Origin of the sequence: Variovorax sp. M-6 (genome assembly GCF_052114385.1) — a bacterium.
Lineage (GTDB): Bacteria > Pseudomonadota > Gammaproteobacteria > Burkholderiales > Burkholderiaceae_C > Variovorax.
On sequence record NZ_JBFREQ010000013.1, the window covers coordinates 96,498 to 116,231 of the forward strand.

Genomic DNA, 19,734 nt, shown 5'->3' on the forward strand with positions numbered 1-19,734 from the left:
TGCAGATCGAAGAATCTGTCGGTCAAGCGGCGTAGAGTGCCCGTTCAGGCTCATCAGTTTTGGAGGTTCAACATGACCAGCCAGATCGCGCAATGGCATGCCGAGCACGGGAATTTCTCCTTGCTCCTCAGCTTCCTTGAGGAGCAGGTCGCCAGATTTCGAGACGGCGAGAGCCCGGACTACCACCTGATGCTCGAGATCGTTTCGTACCTGCGCGAGTTCGGGGATTGCTTTCACCATCCGCGCGAAGATGCCGCGTTTGCGCTCCTCGCCACGCACGAGCCGCGGATGCGACTGCCGATCAACCGCCTTCACCAGGATCATCGCGTCCTCGCCGTCGCGAGCGAAGAACTGGCCGCGCGCCTGAACCAAGTCATCAGCGAGACCTATGTGCGGAGCGCGACGGTGGAAGCGGCGGCAGCACTCTACCTGGCCTACTACCGGCATCACCTTGCCACGGAGGAAAGACAGATCCTGCCGCATGCGCGGCTGCTGTTGACTGCGCAGGACTGGGAGGTCGTCGCCAGAGCCGCGCCCTCGTGCCCGGACCCACTGTTCGGAGACACGCCGACGCAAACCTATCAGAGGCTGGCCGGGATGATGGCAGCGCGGTCCTCAGGCGAGAAGAAGCAGGATTCGGCCGCGGGCGGCTGAGCGGGGCTGGCCGGAGTGACGGGTATTGCATGAATCCCGGAGCGCTGAACGTCGTGATGAGATCACCGCTCGGATAAACGCTGAGCCCGGTGCGCCGCGGCGGGCGCTGGCTTGGTGTTTCCCCTAGCAATGGCCCATGTGGCGCCCCTTGCGGATTGGAGTTCTTGAACATTCTGCTGCGACGTGGAGCGATTACGACAGCCGTTCGCTCGGATGTTCGCGATCTGGCGTACATGGAATAGCCACTGCCAGGAGGTCCTCACTTGCGGCGGCCGTTCGGTGCGGCCGCCGGCGAAGCTCCAAAGCACCTGAGGGCAAGGCCGGCAACTGGCTCGCCACCGCGCCCGGCAAGAGGTACTTCACCATCCTTCGGCTCTACGGCCCGACGGAACCTGCTTTCGACAAGAGCTGGAAGCCCGGGACGTCGAGAGGGTGAAGTGAGCTGAACGAAGGGCCGCTTGGTATCACGTTGCGGGCGTTCACAGCACAAGATCGAAGGTCGGCAATGGGCCCTAACCGCCAACTCGCGAGATTTGAAAGCAGCCGTTGAAAGGGCAGCGCCTAGCCTAGTCATGCAGTGCCTTCCAGCGATCCGCCCCCCGCCCTGCCCAAGCCTCCCTCGACGTCGGGAATGGTCAAGTTTCGATGCAGACGAGCCGGTCACGATGAAAAGCGCGAAAGTCAGCTTTCACCGGTCGCCGTCGTTCGACGCAGAGATTCGACCGGCTGCGACCAGTCTGCATGACGCGCTCAAGGCTTGGACCTCGAGCCGGAACTGTCGGCCACGAACAGAAGGCCGTCCAGATCTCAAGTTCGGCCATTGATGTCCAACACGGGTTCACGTCAGTTTCGTTGGCGGCGCTATCCTGGGAGGGAACAGCAACCATGAGGATGGCACATCGCCTACCGCGGCGGCAATAGAAGGCTGGCAGTGGCGGGTCGCGTGCGCCAAGCGCTTCCACCTTCTCAACCAGCCAATGGGTTGACGTGCGAAGTGTCGAGTTCGCGCCAAAAGAGATCTATTCCAGCAGCGCTGCCGCGGCGGTTCGCGCATCCGGCACCACATCGTAGGCATAGAGGCGCTTGCGGAATTCGGCGTGCGCGGCGAGTTCCGCGTCACGGGCACGGAGATCTATGTCGGCCGAGTCGAGACGCAATCCATTCTGCCGGGCACCAAGCTGAATCTCTGCCACGCGCTCGCGACGCAATCGCTCGTAGGCAAGCAGCGACGCCGGTACTCTCAATGTGTCCACCTGGCCCAGAATCGCCGCGAGCGCCATGCCGTCCTCGATGGACTGGTTGGCCCCCTGACCCAGATGCGGCAACATCGGATGTGCCGCGTCCCCGAGCAGCGTCAACCGGCCCTTGGTCCAGGTCGGTAGCGGCTCACGGTCGTAGAGTGCCCAGCGAAATGTCTTGTCGACTTGCTGCAGCACATCGGCGATGCGCGGGTCCCAACCTTCGAACTCGCTGCGCAGCACCGCTGGATCACCGGGCGCGGACCATGATTCCTTCATCTCCTCATCGGCCGGCACGAAACCGACGTAGTTGACCATCGTTCCGTGACGAACAGGGAAGACAAGGAAATGCCTGGATGGACCGGCCCACATTTGCCAGCGATCCATCGGCCAGTTCGGCAGGCGCTCGCGCAAGACCAGACCTCGATATGAAACGGTGCCGTGGAAGACGGGCTTCGAGGCCGGAAAGACGTAGGAACGCAGTTCGGAATGTATGCCGTCGGCGGCAACCACAACGTCGGCCTCGGCGGTTGCGCCGTTGGCAAACTCGACGCGGGCTACGTTGTCGGTCTGCTCGAAGCCGATCGCACGATGGCCGGTATGGACGATCCCGGCGGGCAGGTTGGCAGCGAGGAAATCGACAAAGTCGGCGCGGTGCATGCCATATGTCGCATTCCAGCCGGAGGTATCCGACACCTGCACCGGGGCGATCGGCGTACCGTCATGGCGAAAGTAGTAGGACCCGAGACCGACTCGCGCACCCCATTTCTCGACGTCGGACCCGAGGCCCACACGCTCCAAGTGACGCACCGCATTCGGTGTCACAAACACACCAGCGCCGATCTCGCCGAGTGCGAACGCCTGTTCATAAACCGAAACGCGCAGCCCCTGCCTGATCAGCGCATTGGCGGCAAACAAGCCGCCAATGCCGCCTCCGATGATCAGCACGCTCGGTTGAGATGCCATTTCAACCCAATCGAAAATGATTCAGCAGGGCATTGTGCGAGCATGGCGGGAAGAGGGCAACGGCAGTCGACACAAGGATCTGCTTCTCACTATGCCGGGTCAGCGCGGCTGAGGCAGGTCGTAGGCAGGGAAGATCGCGAGGGGCCACTCTGATCTCCCGCCGTTGATCGTCTTGGGTCCTGCACTGCCGTCCACGAGCGCTCGCCGTCCGGCTCCTAGGCAGCGTAAGCAGTCCTCCAGGTAGGCAAGCACGAACGACTGCAGGCTGGCGCTCTGCGGACATTCACAGCGCCTTGCTCCGTTGTCAGCGCCAGATGTCGAGTAGGCCCTCCAAGCGGAACCGGCTTTGGTCGTTTGGTGGACCCGGAGGCTGCCGCTCGACGTTCGACGTGAGGCAAGCTTTCGCCCTCGCGCAAGACGTCCCCTTGACGCAGGGGTCAGGTGCCATTTTGCGAGGGCCCCTGCGGTTGACTGCGAAGGCTGAGATACGCCAACAAGGTGCACGACAAGCCCAGCAAGAACGCTATGACGATCGGAAGGTCCAAGAGCATGACAAGACCTTCTTCCGTGAGCGCATACGCGAGCTCGGCTCCGGCCAGAAGGGCAATGGCTGCGCCAAAGGATGGACGGCACCAGGAGCGTCGGCGGTGATGCCGATCACCGGCGCCTCTCTGCCGGCATTGGACGCCGGCCCAGTTCAACTGCCACGGCCATGGCCACGCCGTGGCGAGTCAACTTGAACTCGACACGACTGCCGGGTGCCAGCATCGCCGTCTCATTGATGAGGGCCGTGGCATCGGCGATGCTTTTGCCATTCATCGAAGTGACGGTATCACCCACGCGCAAGCCGGCTTTCTCGCCCGGCCCACCGCGCTGGATCTTCTCTACCACCGCGCCGGATGCATCGGGGGCGCTGCGTTTGGCATCGCGCGCGACCACGCCGATCCAGCCTCGCTCGACGCGCCCATGCGCGATGATCTGGTCCATCACCTCGCGCGCCAGGCTCACCGGGATCGCGAAGCCGATGCCCTGGGATCCTCCGCTTTCCGAGTAAATGGCCGCATTGATTCCGACCAGGTTGCCGTCGATGTCCACCAATGCGCCGCCCGAGTTTCCGGGGTTGATTGCTGCGTCGGTCTGGATGAAGTTCTCGAACGTATTGATGCCAAGGCGGTTACGGCCGGTTGCACTCACGATGCCCTGAGTCACGGTCTGCCCGACCCCGAAGGGGTCACCCACGGCAAGCACGATGTCACCCACCTGCACCGAACCCGGCTCCGCGAACGTGATCGGCGGGAGGTCCGTCGCATCGACCTTCAGCACCGCGAGATCGGTGTCGGGGTCGCGGCCGAGCAGCTGCGCGTCAGCCACCTTGCCGTTCGGCAGCATGACGGCGATTTCAGTCGCACCGTCGACCACGTGGTTGTTGGTCAGGATATAGCCCTGTGCCGCGACGATCACGCCGGAGCCCAGGCTCAGCGAATCCTGCCCGCGCCGGCTGCGGCGACTTGACGCGCTGCGCGTATAGATGTTGACCACCGAGGCCGAGGCCTTGCGCGCCGCCGAGCGATAGCCCGTGTCGCGTCGCCCAAGTATCGTGTTCGCCAGCGATGAACTGCCGCCTGCCTCATGAATCGTGACGACGTCGTTGCGGGCGGGCGGCGACGCGGCAGGACCGAACGCATGCCAGGCGATCAGCAGGCCGGCACCCACGGTCACGGCTTGGGCGAGCAGCATCCACAGTCGATGCAGAGTGATCGAGTTGGCTTTCATTCAAGCGGGCTCATGGGCAAGAGCACTTCGGAGATTTTGAATCCAAACCGCGCAGACGCAACTCGCGTCACAGCGTACGTCAGATGGAGGCGATCGCGCGGGTGGCTGAGGTTCTAACGGCAGCCTCAGATGCCGTCAGTGGGCCGCTTCGGTCCTCAACAAACGCCTTTCGCTGTGGCAAGTGTAGAGAGAGTAGCACGGCGCTGCTCCGAGAGAATCCATCCCTCCTCAATACGGCTTGCCGATTGAGGTGCCTGCGCAGGCAACGCCGAATCTCACTGCGGCACGTCGGACAAGAGCCAAAAGGGTCGCCAACAGCCGTAGTAGACCCTGCCCTGCCCTGCCCTTCGCCAAGGACCGATGTACAGCAGGTGTGCGGCGGGACCCGCCTTTCGCACGGCGACGGCCAAGGACTCAGTTCGGCTGCGGACCTTCGACTAGTCACCTATTAACTTGCTCTGTCCAATAGCCGTTCTTGGCGCGTCGATGTTGTCGACCACGGGCGCCCTTGCGGGTGCGCCTGACGCTTGCGCCATGGCCAAGCCACCGACCGGTTCCAAGGTGCGCTCCACCCACGCCAGCAAGCTGCTCACCTGTCCGCAATCGCTTCCGTCCAGGTCGATGCGGGATTCAGTTCTTCAACGGAACGATGCTGAACCGAAGCACCTCGTCCGATCGAGAGAGCTCGTGCGCCAGGCGTGCGGGAGAAGTGGAGCGCGATCGGTCTAGGGCGATCACCCAGAAGCGCCACACCGGAACTGTGTCCGCGTAGCTGATGCTGAGGCTGTGGTGCAGCAGGCGATAGCCATGCATCTGCGCCACTTGGGCCAGTTGCTCCAACTCCGGCATGGTATCGCGGCAGAAGCTGAGGGACACGTCAAAGACGGCTCGTCCCGGCAGCTTGCGCTCCACTTGGTGGACCAGCGACATCGAGAGCAAGCACAGCACGGCCATGACCAAGGCCGCCGCATACAAGCCAACCCCCAGCAGCACGCCAACGGCGGACGCCGCCCAGATGGATGCTGCCGTGGTGAGCCCGCTGACGTTGAGCCCGTCTTTGACTATGACCCCGGCGCAGACAAAACCGACGCCAGTGACGATGCCCTGCACGACGCGGGTCGCATCCGGCGCCACTTGTGCCGCCGCGCCGCCATACCAGAGCGGTGCATAGCCCACGAATACAGTCAGCGCCGTAGACGCCATGCACACGAGACCATAGGTACGCATCCCGGACGCACGGCCGTTGTATGAGCGCTCGTATCCCATGAGCATCCCCAACAGAAGCGCGCCCAGCAGGTTGACGCCAATCAGAGCATTGGCCGCGATGAAGCTGCCAGACCAGTACACCTGCAGATTGTTCAGCGAAGACATGGCCCGACCTTTCTCATGGCGTCTCCGCCCCCGGGGGCGCGGTGCCCGCGGCCATTGGCTGCGAGTCCAAGCTGTGCCGCAGGCGCTGGAATTCCGGATTTTCGCGCAGCACCTGCCGGCCGGCTGCCTCCAGGGCATGCGCGTGCGTGGGGAGTATTTCGAATGCCGTGGGAACGTTCATCAGCAGTTGTCGCATGCGTGAGTTCTTGAGGTCGCGCAAGCTCACGTTGATCAAGTAGATCTCCGCGTCAGTAGCAAACGGGCTACCTGCGCGACCCCTTGCTTCGCGCAGTTCGCCTTCGAGGCGCTGTACGGCGTCCTTCACCATCTCCGTGGTTTCCTCGCTGAACCGGGAGCCGGCCCCGAAGACCAGCGTCTGTATCACTTGGCCTGAGTTGGGCACGCGATCGGAAATTTCGATGCCCGTGGCAACGCCACGCTCGGAGTTCACCGTCACAAGAACGATCGTGTGCACCGAAGCCGGCGGCATGTCTCGGAACGTGTCCAGAAGTGAGCCGCTGGCGACGGTGTGATCCATCAAGCCGCGCACTCCTAGGTTGTCCGCTACTCCGCCGTCGACAAGGTGGATGTACGGACGCTCCTTTGCGTTCCGGTAGCTCTCAGCGATCCGGTGCAGGACGCGGGCGGAGAGGTTCCGTTCGTGCGACATGCCGGTCTCCGGCCCCTGTGACTGCGTGCAGGATCCGGCATAGTTGCGCACCGTCACTGGGCTCAGCAGGATGGGCACTGCCGAGGACGCGGCCACGGCAAACGACAGGGGCACCGATTCCAGGTCGGAACAAATCAGCGCGAACTGCTCTGGTGTGAACTCGAAGGGCACTCCGGTGGTGAGATCAGTGGCAGTGACCAGAAGACGCGGCCAGGGACGGCGCTGGCTCAGGTCGCCGAACGTCGTGCCGCGGAACACAGTGTCGAGCCGGTCGCCGAGAACTTCGGTGCGGCCCCACCAGGGCGAAGTGAGACGGTACGTCGAGGCCGGAGACAGCGCCTGGCGGATCAGCCCTGACTGGAAATTCACCAGCAGGAAGTCGTGTTCGAAGCGCGTGAAGACCTCATCGCCGAAAGCCGCGTAGTAGGCCGCGAGGATGCTGCCGCCGGACACGGCGCTGACCAGCCCCACTTCGTCCAGCAGCGTGGTCTCGCCGCGTTGCGACTCGAAGCGTGTGGCCTTAAGTTCCTGCAGCACGCCCAACCCGAACGCGGCCGCGCGCGCGCCGCCACCGGAAAAAGTGACCGCCGCGATCACCGGGTGTCCTGTGGTCTGCGGATCCGTGGTGACCACTCGCCTCACCAGCGGCTCGTGGGCCGCATCCGATGCGATCGGCTCATTGATCCAGGGACGCGCCGTGGAACATGCGGCCAGCAGCACGCCCAGGGCGCAGACCGACGCACCGCGCGCGAGCCGGCGCGATTCATGTGAGAAAAACTGATTCATCGAGCTTCCTTGTGCGGCTTGTTTCCGCAGGCCAGAAGATAGGCCGCCGGCCGCGCGAAGTCGTCTCGATACCGTCGCGTTTCCGTGCCTTTTCGGTCAGACATGCGCACACCAAATCCGGACTGAACCCAGACGATTCGTCCACGACTTCGGAGGAGCCACCGCCTACCCTTTCGGCATCGCTCCGAACGCATCCGTCACCTACGCCAGCGTGGGCGCCGCCGGTTTCCTGGGCGTGCGCAGACACGACGTCGCGATCCCGGTAGGTGTGTTCAACGCCTCAGGTGAACACCCGGTGCTACGTGGCGCCACGCGCGAGGCCCTTAGGGCCATGCCGGCTTTCGAGTACACGCCCTGACGACGACGCGGGCTTCACGACCGGGGGTTTCACCATGCATCAGCAACACCTTTCCGCGTTCGGCGCAGTAGCCGCGCAAACCGGGTCGGCTTCCTTCGTCCTGGTGTTCCGGTCCCTGTTCCAAAGAGGCCGGGCGTTCGCATTCGCCTGCGACCCACACGGGCTCGTCGACATGGATGGCATGAGCGAGCGAGCGCGCAACAACTACCTGTACGCCCGGGCGATGATCGGCCGCGAGCTGCACTACCCAAGCGTGCAGAGGCAAGTCGAGCAGGATCGCGATCCCGCGTAGCGGCGCCGCACCATCTCACCTAGAGTCCGGCGCGGATTGCCTTCAGTTCCCTGCGGCATGCCTCGCCGAAAGCCTTCAGAGGGTCGGCATCCCTCGTATGCGTCAGCGCATCCATGAGGATGCTTGCCGCACTCCGCGATGAACTCGCCATAGAGGGTCTCGTGCTTGCCGATCTCCATCTGGATCAGCTCGCGCCGGCTGTGCGTCTTCTGGGTGATCCACGCGATCGCGATCGTGGCTGTGCTGCCGGCCAGCGAATCCACTACCCGCGCGAGGCCACCGACTCGACCCAATGATCGACGCCCGCGACGACCGGGTGCCCAACCACCCTGGCGACCTCTCTCGAGATCGCCTGGCTGTCGGCAAGCGGAATCGCTGCACCATTCACGGACTCGTTCCTCCTTTGCACATCAGTTCGCTGCCGGCACCACATGCCCCTGAGCCGGCTCGGTGCTCGCGGCCGCCTGGCGGCCGACCTTGAACCACGCGGCGTACAGGGCGGGCACGAAGAAGATGGTCAGCACCGTGGCGACGGTCAGGCCGCCCATGATCGCGAGGGCCATCGGGCCCCAGAACACGCTGCGCGTGAGGGGAAGCATCGCGAGCACGGTGGCGGCGGCGGTCAGCACCACGGGACGCGTCCGGTGCAGGGCGGCATCGACGATGGCATTCCAGGCGTCGCGGCCCTCTTCCATCTCGATGCGCACCTGGTCGATCAGGATCACCGAATTGCGCATGATCATGCCGCCGAGCGCGATAATGCCCAGGATCGCCACGAAGCCGAGCGGGGCGCGGAACACCAGCAGGGCTGCGACCACGCCGATCAGGCCGAGCGGAGCGGTGAGGAACACCATCGCCATCTTTGAGAAGTCCTGCAGCTGGAGCATGAGGATCAGCAGGATGGTGAGCACCATCACCGGGGCCACGGCGGCAAGGGCCTTGTTTGCCTTTTCGCTTTCTTCCACGGCGCCGCCCGTGTCGACGCGGTAGCCGGCGGGCAGCTTCGCCTCGATGTCCTTGAGCAGCGGCTCGATTTCCTTGGTGACGGACACGGCCTGCTCGCCGTCCTTGACGTCGGCACGCACGGTAATGGCCATGTCGCGGTTGCGCCGCCACAGCACGGGCTCTTCGAGCTCGTACTTCACCTTCGCCACTTCGGCGAGCGGCACGACGGTGCCGGCGCGCGTGTAGATGTTCACGTCCTTCAGCGCGTCCAGGTCCAGGCGCTCCTTCGGCACGGCACGCGCGACGATGTCCACCAGATTCTCGTGCTCGCGCAGCTGCGACAGGGTCGCGCCGTTCATGACGCTCTGGGTGACGAGATTCACATCGGCGGGGGTAAGGCCCAGCGCACGGGCCTTGTCCTGGTCGAGGTCCGCCTTGAGCGTGCGGACCGGGTCGTTCCAGTCGAACTGCACGTCACGCACCTTCGGGCTCGAGGACACGACCTGTTCCACTTGGCGGGCGATCTCGCGCACCTTCTGCGTGTCGGGGCCGACCACGCGGAATTGCACCGGATAGCCCACCGAGGGACCCATCTCGAGGCGGGTCACGCGCACCCAGGCCTGCGGGAAGTCCTTGTCGACTGTGGCCATCAGCCGCAAACGCACACGTTCGCGCGCTTCCATGTCCTTCGTCATCACGATGAACTGGGCGTAGCCGGGATTGGGCAGCTCGGGCGACAGCGCGAGGTAGAAGCGCGGCGCGCCTGCGCCTGTGTAGGCGGTGAAAAAGCGCACTTCCTCGTCCTTCTTCAGCACCGCTTCCATGCGCTTGACCTGTTCGGTCGCCGCCTGGAACGACGAGCCTTCTTTCAAGCGCAGGTCGACGATCAGTTCGGGGCGCTCGCTGTTCGGAAAGAACTGTTGCGGGACGAACTTCATGCCGGCCAGCGCGAGCACCAGGGCACCCCCCGTCACGGCGATGATCAGCCAACGCTTTTCCAGCGCGAAGTCGATCCAGCCGCGCAGCTTGCGATAGAAGGGCGTGTCGTAGGGGTCGCCGTGGTGGTGCTTGCCCAAGTCCTTCGGCAGCATCTTCACCGCGAGGTAAGGCACGATCATGCCCGAGCAGAGCCAGGAGAACACGACGGCAATGCCCACGATCCAGAAGATGCCGCCCGCGTATTCGGCGGTGGTGGAGTGGGCGAAGCCGATCGGCATGAAGCCCGCCACGGTGATGAGGGCGCCCGACAGGCGGGGCATGGCGGTAGCGGAATAGGAGAAGGCGGCCGCCTTCGCGCGGTCCCACCCTCCTTCCATCTTCACCACCATCATCTCGATCGCGATGATCGCGTCGTCCACCAGCAGACCGAGCGCGATGATGAGCGAGCCGAGCGATATGCGCTCCAGGTTCCAGCCCATCGCGAGCATCACCATGGCGACCACGCCGAGCACCAGCGGCACCGAGATGGCGACGATGAGGCCGGTGCGGAAACCCAGGCTCAGCAGGCTCACCGCCATCACGATCACGAGCGCTTCCATCAGCGAGCGCTCGAATTCCCACACGGAATCCTTCACGGTGGTGGGCTGGTCGGCGACGCGTTCCAGCTCCACGCCGTGCGGCAGTTCCGATTGCACCTTCGCGACCGCCTCTTCCACGGTCTTGCCGAGCTCGACGACATTGCCGTCGTCGGCCATCACGATGCCGACCATCAGCACGTCCTGGCCGTTATGGCGGATGGTGTAGGTCGGTGGATCCTGAAAGCCGCGCGTCACGGACGCGATGTCGCCGAGCTTGATCGTCCGGCCCCCCGCGGAGACCGGCACGTTGCGGATGTCGTCCAGATTCGTGAACTGGCCGCTCACGCGCACGAACACGCGATCGTCCTTCGTGTCGATGGAGCCGCCGGGCAACATGGCGTTCTGGCTCTTCAGGCTCTCGGCGATCGCGAGCGGCGAGATGCCGAGCGCGGCCAGGCGCTGGTTGGAGAATTCCACGTACACCTTCTGGTCCTGCTTGCCCAGGAGGTCGACCTTTTTCACGTAGGGCGCCTTGAGCAGGCGGCGCTTGACGTCCTCGGTGATGTCGGAAAGCTCCGCGTGTCCGATGCCGTCGCCCTTGACGGCATAGAGCAGGGAGTAGACATCGCCGAACTCGTCGTTGAAGATCGGGCCGACGACGCCGTCGGGCAGCTCGAGCTTGAGGTCGGAGAACTTCTTGCGCGCTTGGTACCAAGCTTCCTGCTGGTCCTTGTGCGAGGTGCCGCCCTTCACGGTGATCGTCATGCCGCCGTAGCCCTGGCGCGCAAAGGTGACGACCTTCTCGAAGTGGTCGAGCTGCTCGAACTTCTTCTCAATGCGGTTCAGGAGCTCATCCTGGATCTGCTGAGCACTCGCGCCGGGCCAGATCACCGTCGCCGTCATCGACGGCACCGAGAACTTGGGGTCCTCGAGCTGGCCGAGCTTCGAGAAGCTGAAGACGCCCGCGATCGAGACCACGATGATCAGGAAGAGAACCACGGCGCGATGCCCGAGCGCCCATTCGGTGAGGTTGAAGTTGTTCATTGGGCGGCCTGCTGTGTCGTGTCGACCGGCTTGATCTTGGCTTCAGCGAGCGTCGCATCGGCTAGCGCGACCTTCAATCCGGGCGCCATCTTCTGCACCCCCGCGGTGATGACGAGCCCCCCGGCCGGCAGGCCGGAGACCAGCGCGAGATCGTTGCGGTAGCCGAGCACTGCCACAGGCATCAGGTCCACGCTGCCCACCGGCTCCTTGCCGGCGCGCTTGACCACCCAGACCGCCGGATGGCCGTTCGCCTGGGTGAGCGCTGTGGCGGGAATCGCGGCAGACTGCACGTCCGAAACCACCCGGTCGGTCACCAGCGTGGCGGTCGCACCCAGTGGCAGGGTCCGCGCGTCGACCGGCTTCAGCCGGGCGCGGTAAGTGCGTGTCTGCGCGGCCGCCTGCGGCGAAACCTCGCGCAGCGCGACCTCGAAGAACTCGGCGGGCGCGCTCGCCAGCGACGCCTTGAAGTGCGCCGACTTGAAAGCCGTGACCTGGTCCTCGGGCACATCGATGACGATTTCCGGTGCGCCGGGGTCGGCGATCGCGACCACCGGCAGTCCTTCCGCGACCACCTGGCCCACCTCGATGCGCACCGCCGTGACCACGCCGCTGCGCGAGGCGCGCAGCACGGTGTACTTCAGGCGGTTGCGGGCGAGTTCGAGCTGACGCGCCTGCGCCCCTTCGGCAGCCTGCGCCGTTTCCGCTCCGCTGTGGGAGCGCTCGTCGTCGGCCGCGCTGACCGAGCCGTCGGCTTTCAGCGAACCCAGCCGCTTGCGATCCGATTCCGCCTGGCGAGCCTGCGAGACGGTAGCCGACCATTGCTGCCGCGCGGCCTCCTCCGCCAGTCTGTAGTCACTGTCGTCCAGCACCGCGAGGATGTCGCCTTCGTGCACGATCTGACCAACGTCGACCTTGCGCTGAGCGACTTTGCCGCCCACGCGGAAGGCCTGGTCGACTTCGTAGCGCGACTGCACGGTACCAGCGTAGCGATTGGCTTCGCGGGCCGCGTCATAGCGGACATCGGCAGTGCGCACCGGCCGGGGCGCCGCGGTTTGCGGCTTGTCAGGGCCGCAAGCGGAAAGCAAAGTGGCGACGGCCAAAGCGCCGGCCACGGAAAGAGAATTCTTCAAGACGATACCTCGTGGAAAGCGACGGGTTTCAGGAATGCGACACCAGGGTGGCGCCGGCGGGAGTGGTTTGCGCTGCCGGATGCCCGGCGGGCTCGAACACCTGCCAGCCCCCGCCCAGTGCCTTGTAAAGTTGCACGCTATCGAGCAGCAGTTGGGTATTGCTCTCGTTGGCGCTGAGACTTGCTGCCAGGCGCGAGCGCTGCGCGTCCAGCAGCGGCAGCAGGTCGATCTGGCCGCGGTCGTAGAGCGACTGGGCGCGGCCCAGGGCCGCTTCCGCGGACGCGGCGGCGCTCTGCAGCGACTGCGAGCGCTGCCGTTCCGAGGAGAGCGCGACCAGGGCGTTTTCCACGTCCTCCAGCGCGCGCACCATGCCATCCTCGGCGCGCAACAGCGCTTCGCGCTGGCCGCTCTCGGCGATTTCGTTGATCGCACGCGTCCGCCCCGCGTTGAAGATCGGCATCGCGAGCAGGGCCGCCACGTTGGTGTAGCGTGCGGCGCCCAGACCCATACCGTTCAGCTGCACGTTCTGGCGGCCGAACGACGCGTCGAGAAACAGCCGCGGAAACCATTCGGCTGCGGCCTGCTGGCGGCGGGCGTTGGCCGCATCCAGCTGCGCCATCAGGGCAAGCACGTCGGGCCGCCGTTGCAGCAGCGCGGCAGGTTGTCCCGGCTGCGCCTGGGGCACGACCGCGTCGCCGCGCCAAGGCTCGACCTGCGCGGCGTTGAAGGCCTGCTCGCCGATCAGGACCGCGATGCGATGCCGCGAGACCGCCGCGACCGTCTCCAGCGGCGGGATCTGGGCGCGCGCTGTTTCGGCCTCGGTCTGCGAGCGTTCCACGTCGAACGAAGTAGCGAGGCCGGCACGCTGGCGCGCCCCCACAAGGCGCAGAGTCTCGTCCCGGGCCGCGGAGATGGCACGCAGGGTGTCAAGCTGACGTGTCGCGCCGATCAGCGTGAAGTAGTTCCTGGCGACGTCGGTCATCACCAGCAGACGCACGCCGCGCAGACCGTCTTCCACCGCCAGCGCGTCCGCCGCGGCCGCGGCCGCGCCCGCACGCAAGCGACCGCTCAGGTCAATCTCCCACGAGACGTCGAGGCCAGCGCTGCCGCTCTTGATGTCCGGCTGCAACTTCTTCACGGCGTCGCCGTAGCCGCTGCTGCGATCGCTCCCCGAGCCGACGGCGCTGACGCTGGGCATCAGGAAGGACTGGCTGACCGTCACGCCGGAACGCGCCGCTCGCAACCGCTCGGCGGCGATCTTGACGTCACGGTTCTCTCGCTCGGCGCGCCGCACCAGGTCGGCCAGTACGGGGTCGTGAAACGTTTCCCACCACGCAGCCTCGGGCTCGATGTCGGAAGGCGTGCTCGCGGCAAAACGGGCCGGCACGTCGACCGCCGGATGCGGGGCCGGCGTCGAACAGCCGGTGAACACCAGGGCGATTGACGTGGCTAACGCCGAAACGACGAAGAGACCGGCCGGCCGATCGACCCGTTGGGATCGCTTCTGCCTGGCTTGCGGAGATGGCGAGAGTGTGGATGGAGGTGACATCGGAGTGGACTCGTCTGGATTCGAGGGGGGTAGCGTAGGGCGCGAGCTGGTCGAAGTCGTCAGCGTTGCGTCGGCATTTGGTCGCCATGCGCGCGGTCGCCGAATGTCTGGCGCGCTCATGCGGGCGGCTCGTAGGCCGGGCCTTCGGTGGCCCCGGCCTCGAGTTCGCGGGCCAGAGAAAGCAGCAACTCGCGGGCGCTCGCAAATTCGAGCTGGCGCCCGGTGACAAGGTTTTCGAGGCGGCCCGCGAACGCCTCGGGGGTGGCGTCGCTGCGCAGCTTCAACACGTACGCCCGGCGGTTCGGGAACTTGGATTCTGGGTTCAGGACCATGGCAGTCTGTGGATGGGAGAAGGTGGGGGTCAGCGTAGGCCCATCCTCGCGTCGAGTCGTCAGCGAAAGGTCGACGAACAGTCGAGACCGCGCTCGCGTGCAGATGCGACGGAATCCCGACTTGTCGCTGACGACGCCGGCGGATGACGTATCTAGCATCAGTGCTCAACACAACGAATACCGTCCGACCCAGCAGCCCGCAGCACATGAACCTCAAGCTCACACCAGGGCGGCTCCTTGCCGCCGCCATCGTCGTCCTGTCCCTCTGGATCGTGCACGACTTCATCGAGGCCCTTCTGGCGGCCTGCGTGACTGCGATCGCGAGCTGGCCGCTCTATGCCGTATACAGGGGTCGCTTGCCGAGCCGCATCGGAAAGAGCGCAGGCGCCGCGATGTTCACAGGCGCAATCACGGTGTTCGTGCTGGCACCCATGCTCTTCGCTTGCTGGGCGCTGCTGAGCGAGGCGCACACATTGCTACTGGGCCTTTCGGCCGCCGATAGCCACGGGCTCGACGTGCCTGAATGGCTGGCGAACGCCCCCCTCATCGGACCTTGGCTGGCCGCGCACCGGCAAAGCCAATTCGTCAACCCGGGGGCGCTGCTGCAGCTGACCCAACGCACCGATCCCTCCGCACTTCTCGGCTGGGCGCAGGCGCTGGGACAGTTCAGCGCCCGGCATGCGCTGATCGTCGGGTTTGCGATCCTGCTGCTGGCATTCCTTTTCCAGGAAGGCGCCTCGCTGAAGCGCGAGCTGACTCGAGGATTGCGTGAGGCTATCGGCGATCGCGCCGAACGGTACGTGGAGATCACCACCCGCGCGGTGCGCGCCTCGGTGAACAGCATGCTGATCGTGGCCTTGTTTGACGGCCTCGCGACAGCGCTGGCGTACGCAATCGCCGGTGCCCCGCGCGCGCTCGTCTGGGCCGCGATCACGGGTTCGCTGGCCGCCGTGCCGTTCCTGGGCTACGGGGCAGTGGCTGCGATGGCGCTGCAACTCGCGCTGACGGGAGGGCACACGACGGCGCTGATGTCGCTGCTGCTGGGTTGCGCAGTGCTGATCACAGGCGACAAGCTGGTGCGGCCAATGGTGGCTCGCGGCGGGATGCAGTTGCCGTTCGTCTGGGTGTTGATTGGCTGCATCGGCGGCTTCGGTGTGCTGGGCCTGGCCGGGCTGGTGATCGGCCCGGTTGTACTGACGCTAGCTTGGGAGCTGTGGGAGCAGCGGATGCGCGAGCCAAGGCGCTGACGCGCTGGCGGCGAGCGCGTTGTCAGGCCGACTTCACGGCCTGCAGGATGGACTGTGCGCGCCGCACCGGCACGGTGCCGTGGGCTTCAGGCATCTGGTCGATGAGTGCGGCGAGCGTACGCCGCTCCGGGATGGAAGGCTCGTGGTGCTCGCACAGGTCGACGAGCGCGAGCAGTTCGAGCAAGGGCGCTTCCTGTGCTCGCGCCTCCTCGATCGCGCGTCGGACGGACGCGGCACCGGCATCGACCCGGCCCTGCGCACGGGCGATGGCCGCCTCAAGCAGCCAAAGCTGCGGCAGGTATACGCGCTCGGCCAGTTCGTCCGCAACCTGCAGCGCTTCCTCGAGCTCGATTTGTGCAGCATCCCATTCGCCGGCCAGGAGCAGGGCTTGCGCCGCATAGCCCAACACCTCGCTTGCGCCGGAGCGCATGCCGAGCCGCGAGTTCTCTTCGAAGGCCTCGCGAATTTGTCGATGGCCTTCGAGCGGCGCACCACGCATGGCCTGGGCCCAACCCCGGAACCAGCCGCATGCCGTTCGGCCCTGCGCCAGGGAGAACTCATCGACCAGCGCCTGCATTTCTTCCGCCAAGGTCGCGACGCCTTCGGGGTTGCCCAGCCGCACTTCGACCAGTGCTTGCCGCCAAGTGGCGTCGAGGCGCGTCATCGGATGGCGGAGCTCGCCTGCGCGCTCGCGCGATCGCTGCGCATGCGCGAGAGCTTGCTTGACCAGACCGCGCTGCACGAAATCGATGGCCAGCAACCCGTGCAGCGTTACTTGCGTATCGGCGACGTAGATCTCCGTCGACGCTGTTTTCAGCGCCTCGGCTGCGGCGAGCCCGAGCTCCAACCATGTGCGCGCCGCTCGGGGCCGGCCCTGCAAATAGTTCACCTGGCCGTGCACGATGCACGCCACTAGCTTCAGCGCCGAATCATTCGACCCCGATGCGAGCGCCTCGGTGCGCTGCGCCACCGCCACCGCCTGCGCATACTCCCCGCGCAGGCTCAGCACGTAGCCGAAGCCGTATAGCAGGCGCCCGCGCATCGCGTGCCCGGGCATGGCCGGCAGCAGCGTGTAAGCACGCTCGAAGGCGTTCCTGGCTTCGCTGCCGACGCCCAGCGATTGAAAGGCCGCCGCGCCGTGCAACGTGGCGATCGTTATCTCGAGCGCGTTGCGCTCATCCCCCTGCGGTAGCTGCTGCAGCAGCGCCGAGGCGCGTTCGGTATGGGTCAGGCACGACGCGGGACTGAAGTGCAGCAACGCGGACTCGGCAGCTTCAGCGAAGTAGCGCAGTGAGGTCATCGACTGGCGCCCGCGGTCGAAGTGCATCGCCAACTCCGCTGCGGCAACCGGCACGCCGGTCGAACGCTCCCGTTCGAGGGCCGCGCCCACCTTGCGATGCAGCTGCGTGCGCGCTGCGGGCGCCGTGCGCTCGTACAGAATCTGGCGGAACAGCGCGTGCCGGAATGCGTAGGGGGGCTCGGCCGCATCGCCCTCGGGGGCGCGCGGCGCGGCGAGCCACACCTGCTCGCGCACGAGAGCCTCGCAGGCTTCGGCCACCGACGTGACATCGCGCTCAAGAGCCAGCGCCACCGTATCGACGCGAAACTCGACCCCGCAGGCGGCCGCCGCCGTGAGCAAGGCGCGCGGCTCGTTGTCCAGCCTGGCAATGTGATGGTCGATGATGGCCGCCAAGTTCTCCGGCACCGCCATCGCGGCAAGCCGAGCTTCCGCCGCTCTGTCGTCCGACGTGCGATCCATTACCTCGGTGATGACCGACGAGACGAACAGCGGCACGCCGTCCGTGCGCTCGTGCAGCGCGCGCACGAAGGCCTCGTCCTGCGCCAGCGAGGTCGAGCGTTGCGCTATGCAGTCGGCGACTTCGGTCTCCGAAAACGGGTCGAGCACCACTTCTTGGCACAACCGGTGCTGGCGCAGCTCGTGTCGCAGAGGGTTGAACGGATGGTCCAGCGCGATCACCTCGGTCAGGCGGAAGCTCGATAGCCACATCAGGCGAGCCCGCCCGCGGCGCCGCGCGACGTAGTCGATCAGCTGCAGCGTCGCCCTGTCGCTCCAGTGCAAGTCTTCCGTCACCAGCAGCAGCGGACGTTGCTCAGTGAACCGGTCGAGCAGCTCGGCCATCTCGCGCAGCATGCGGTCCGGGCCCACGCCGGCGAGTTCGCGGCGCAGCGAATCGCGTTCCTCGGCCGTGCTCAGCCAAGGCAGCTGCAGCAGCCAGGTCGGCGCCACGGTGCGCAGCAGCGCCGGCAGCGTGCGGTCGCCGCGGCACAACTCGGCCAACGCTTCCAACACCGGCAGGTAGGGCTCGCCTGTGCCGAAGTGCTCCACGCACTGCCCGCGCGCACAGGCGATGCCGCCGATGCCGGCGACGAAGTGTTCGATCAGCGTGGTCTTCCCGATACCCGGTTCACCGGCGACCCAGACCACCGCGCGCTGACCGCTGCAGGCTTGGTCCCACCCCTGCTGCAGCCGGGCGATCGCGTCTGCGCGGCCGATGAATGATGGCGATGGCGATGGCGATGGCGAAGACCGCAGGCCCGGCGCCACCGTTGTTGTGGCGCGGGGCGGTGTCGGGGACGCGGCCGCTGGCACCGCGATGAAGCGATAGCCGCGCCGCGAAACGGTCTCGATAAAGCGCGGCGCACGCGGACTGTCGCCCAGCACGGTGCGCAGGTCGCTGATCGCAGTCTTGAGCACCGATTCGCTGACGAACTGGTGACCCCACACCGCATCGAGCAGTGCGTCCTTCGTCAGAAGCGCGCCCGGCTTCCGGGCCAGCGCGCACAACAGATTGAACGGCGTGGGCGGGAGGGCGACGGCCGTTCCGTTGCGCAGCAGGCAGGCGTTCACCTCGTCGAGATCGAACTCCCCGAAGCTGATCCGCACGGGATCCGGGTTTGACTGCGAGTGCGCCATGCCTGCGTCTTGCGAGAGGACAGTCACGAATTATCAGTGGGCCAGCGATTCAAGTCATGTCAACGAGGTCTCAACCGACCTTTCGACGCCCGATCCCGTGCCGGGTTGTCTCCGCCACGGTCGGCGCCGTGTTTTCCGAGGTCTCGTTGAGCAAACCTACGGTCAGAACCTCAACCGGTTTCAGCGGGCTGTGGGCGATGCGATCGGCGCTCTTTGCGTCCAGGCCCAGCCCACGCAATGCGGCGGCGGTGCTCTGTTCCGCGAAGTCACTCTCGCAACCCGGCTCGAGCATGCGATGCGTCGCGCCGAGCACAGCGCCCGTCACGATGTTGAGCGCCAATGCGATCGGCATGTGCGTGAAACGACCCTGCCGGATTCCTTCGGTGAGGTCTCTCTTCACGAAGTCGAGCAGTATGTTCGGGCCTCGCGCGTCCGGCCATCCGAGGCGGATCAGAAATGCGGCCGCGAGCGGATGGTCGATGGCGAGTCTCGCCACAAGTCGAATGCCACTCGACACCCGTTCAGCCGGATCGTCGTAGCTGCGCACGACAGGCTCGGCCATCCGGATCAGCTCATTGGCGATCTCTATGGCCAGTTCCCGGACCAAGGCGTCAGGCGACGGAAAGTACTTGTAGAACGTGCCCCGCGACACCTCCGCAGCCGAGATCACATCGTCGATCGACGTCGCGGCCGGCCCCTTTTCCGCGACGAGCCTCATCGCACTTGCGAGCAGGCGTGCGCGCATCCGTTCGCGTCGCTCGGCCGCGACGCGATGGCGGTGGTCTTCCGTTTGCATGGATGGATTGTGCCCAGTGGTTGACTAAGTATAAACGACAATGTTGTCATGATGACGAACTTGTTATTATGAAGACCACTCGGAACCGCTCTCCAACCGCTCAAGGAATTCACGATGCCCGGACCCTCACG

14 protein-coding genes are annotated in these 19,734 nt (G+C 65.6%); 4 read left to right on the forward strand and 10 right to left on the reverse strand.

Features of this window, described 5'->3' with window-relative positions:
• Positions 1 to 72: 72 nt before the first annotated feature.
• Both AB4Z46_RS16640 and AB4Z46_RS16645 read left to right on the forward strand, forming a co-directional pair.
• Positions 73 to 654, forward strand: coding sequence for a hemerythrin domain-containing protein (locus tag AB4Z46_RS16640; RefSeq protein ID WP_442284619.1), 582 nt, complete (start codon positions 73 to 75; stop codon positions 652 to 654).
• A gap of 136 nt (positions 655 to 790) precedes the next feature.
• Entirely contained in the window at positions 791 to 1,090 is a 300-nt protein-coding gene (locus tag AB4Z46_RS16645; RefSeq protein ID WP_442284620.1) for a DUF1214 domain-containing protein, read from the forward strand.
• 583 nt (positions 1,091 to 1,673) lie between these two features.
• On the opposite strand, the gene AB4Z46_RS16650 is transcribed toward AB4Z46_RS16645, so the two are convergent.
• From AB4Z46_RS16650 to AB4Z46_RS16665, 4 genes are all read right to left on the reverse strand, one after another.
• Positions 1,674 to 2,858, reverse strand: a complete 1,185-nt coding sequence (locus AB4Z46_RS16650) for an FAD-dependent monooxygenase (RefSeq protein WP_442284621.1) — start codon at positions 2,856 to 2,858, stop codon at positions 1,674 to 1,676.
• Positions 2,859 to 3,515: 657 nt separating this feature from the next.
• Positions 3,516 to 4,631 carry a S1C family serine protease gene (locus tag AB4Z46_RS16655; protein ID WP_442284622.1) on the reverse strand — a complete coding sequence of 372 codons (1,116 nt, stop codon included), beginning with the start codon at positions 4,629 to 4,631 and terminating at the stop codon, positions 3,516 to 3,518.
• A 630-nt stretch (positions 4,632 to 5,261) separates the two neighbouring features.
• Positions 5,262 to 6,002 carry an MgtC/SapB family protein gene (locus tag AB4Z46_RS16660; RefSeq protein ID WP_442284623.1) on the reverse strand — a complete coding sequence of 247 codons (741 nt, stop codon included), beginning with the start codon at positions 6,000 to 6,002 and terminating at the stop codon, positions 5,262 to 5,264.
• A gap of 13 nt (positions 6,003 to 6,015) precedes the next feature.
• Positions 6,016 to 7,458, reverse strand: coding sequence for a patatin-like phospholipase family protein (locus AB4Z46_RS16665; RefSeq protein ID WP_442284624.1), 1,443 nt, complete (start codon positions 7,456 to 7,458; stop codon positions 6,016 to 6,018).
• A 392-nt stretch (positions 7,459 to 7,850) separates the two neighbouring features.
• On the opposite strand from AB4Z46_RS16665, the gene AB4Z46_RS16670 reads away from it, so the two are divergent.
• Positions 7,851 to 8,108 carry a hypothetical protein gene (locus AB4Z46_RS16670; protein WP_442284625.1) on the forward strand — a complete coding sequence of 86 codons (258 nt, stop codon included), beginning with the start codon at positions 7,851 to 7,853 and terminating at the stop codon, positions 8,106 to 8,108.
• Positions 8,109 to 8,518: 410 nt separating this feature from the next.
• Here the strand turns inward: AB4Z46_RS16670 and AB4Z46_RS16675 are convergent, their stop codons facing one another.
• From AB4Z46_RS16675 to AB4Z46_RS16690, 4 genes are all read right to left on the reverse strand, one after another.
• Positions 8,519 to 11,614, reverse strand: a complete 3,096-nt coding sequence (locus AB4Z46_RS16675; RefSeq protein WP_442284626.1) for an efflux RND transporter permease subunit — start codon at positions 11,612 to 11,614, stop codon at positions 8,519 to 8,521.
• Positions 11,611 to 12,744, reverse strand: a complete 1,134-nt coding sequence (locus AB4Z46_RS16680; RefSeq protein WP_442284627.1) for an efflux RND transporter periplasmic adaptor subunit — start codon at positions 12,742 to 12,744, stop codon at positions 11,611 to 11,613. The genes AB4Z46_RS16675 and AB4Z46_RS16680 overlap by 4 nt, the downstream gene beginning before the upstream one ends.
• A gap of 28 nt (positions 12,745 to 12,772) precedes the next feature.
• Positions 12,773 to 14,293: an efflux transporter outer membrane subunit gene (locus tag AB4Z46_RS16685; protein WP_442284628.1), complete on the reverse strand. Its 1,521-nt coding sequence runs from the start codon at positions 14,291 to 14,293 to the stop codon at positions 12,773 to 12,775.
• Positions 14,294 to 14,409: 116 nt separating this feature from the next.
• Positions 14,410 to 14,625, reverse strand: coding sequence for a hypothetical protein (locus AB4Z46_RS16690; protein ID WP_442284629.1), 216 nt, complete (start codon positions 14,623 to 14,625; stop codon positions 14,410 to 14,412).
• Between the two features lie 206 nt (positions 14,626 to 14,831).
• Between AB4Z46_RS16690 and AB4Z46_RS16695 the strand changes: the two genes are divergently transcribed.
• Positions 14,832 to 15,872: an AI-2E family transporter gene (locus AB4Z46_RS16695; RefSeq protein WP_442284630.1), complete on the forward strand. Its 1,041-nt coding sequence runs from the start codon at positions 14,832 to 14,834 to the stop codon at positions 15,870 to 15,872.
• Positions 15,873 to 15,894: 22 nt separating this feature from the next.
• On the opposite strand, the gene AB4Z46_RS16700 is transcribed toward AB4Z46_RS16695, so the two are convergent.
• Both AB4Z46_RS16700 and AB4Z46_RS16705 read right to left on the reverse strand, forming a co-directional pair.
• Positions 15,895 to 18,807, reverse strand: a complete 2,913-nt coding sequence (locus AB4Z46_RS16700; protein ID WP_442284631.1) for an AAA family ATPase — start codon at positions 18,805 to 18,807, stop codon at positions 15,895 to 15,897.
• A gap of 70 nt (positions 18,808 to 18,877) precedes the next feature.
• Positions 18,878 to 19,603, reverse strand: a complete 726-nt coding sequence (locus AB4Z46_RS16705) for a TetR/AcrR family transcriptional regulator (protein ID WP_442284632.1) — start codon at positions 19,601 to 19,603, stop codon at positions 18,878 to 18,880.
• Positions 19,604 to 19,734: the final 131 nt, after the last annotated feature.

Bases quoted from the DNA above. Each gene is read 5' to 3' on its own strand.
- AB4Z46_RS16640 (WP_442284619.1), top strand. From the start codon at position 73: ATGACCAGCCAGATCGCGCAATGGCATGCCGAGCACGGGAATTTCTCC.
- AB4Z46_RS16645 (WP_442284620.1), top strand. From the start codon at position 791: ATGTGGCGCCCCTTGCGGATTGGAGTTCTTGAACATTCTGCTGCGACG.
- AB4Z46_RS16650 (WP_442284621.1), bottom strand. From the start codon at position 2,858: ATGGCATCTCAACCGAGCGTGCTGATCATCGGAGGCGGCATTGGCGGC.
- AB4Z46_RS16655 (WP_442284622.1), bottom strand. From the start codon at position 4,631: ATGAAAGCCAACTCGATCACTCTGCATCGACTGTGGATGCTGCTCGCC.
- AB4Z46_RS16660 (WP_442284623.1), bottom strand. From the start codon at position 6,002: ATGTCTTCGCTGAACAATCTGCAGGTGTACTGGTCTGGCAGCTTCATC.
- AB4Z46_RS16665 (WP_442284624.1), bottom strand. From the start codon at position 7,458: ATGAATCAGTTTTTCTCACATGAATCGCGCCGGCTCGCGCGCGGTGCG.
- AB4Z46_RS16670 (WP_442284625.1), top strand. From the start codon at position 7,851: ATGCATCAGCAACACCTTTCCGCGTTCGGCGCAGTAGCCGCGCAAACC.
- AB4Z46_RS16675 (WP_442284626.1), bottom strand. From the start codon at position 11,614: ATGAACAACTTCAACCTCACCGAATGGGCGCTCGGGCATCGCGCCGTG.
- AB4Z46_RS16685 (WP_442284628.1), bottom strand. From the start codon at position 14,293: ATGTCACCTCCATCCACACTCTCGCCATCTCCGCAAGCCAGGCAGAAG.
- AB4Z46_RS16690 (WP_442284629.1), bottom strand. From the start codon at position 14,625: ATGGTCCTGAACCCAGAATCCAAGTTCCCGAACCGCCGGGCGTACGTG.
- AB4Z46_RS16695 (WP_442284630.1), top strand. From the start codon at position 14,832: ATGAACCTCAAGCTCACACCAGGGCGGCTCCTTGCCGCCGCCATCGTC.
- AB4Z46_RS16700 (WP_442284631.1), bottom strand. From the start codon at position 18,807: ATGGCGCACTCGCAGTCAAACCCGGATCCCGTGCGGATCAGCTTCGGG.
- AB4Z46_RS16705 (WP_442284632.1), bottom strand. From the start codon at position 19,603: ATGCAAACGGAAGACCACCGCCATCGCGTCGCGGCCGAGCGACGCGAA.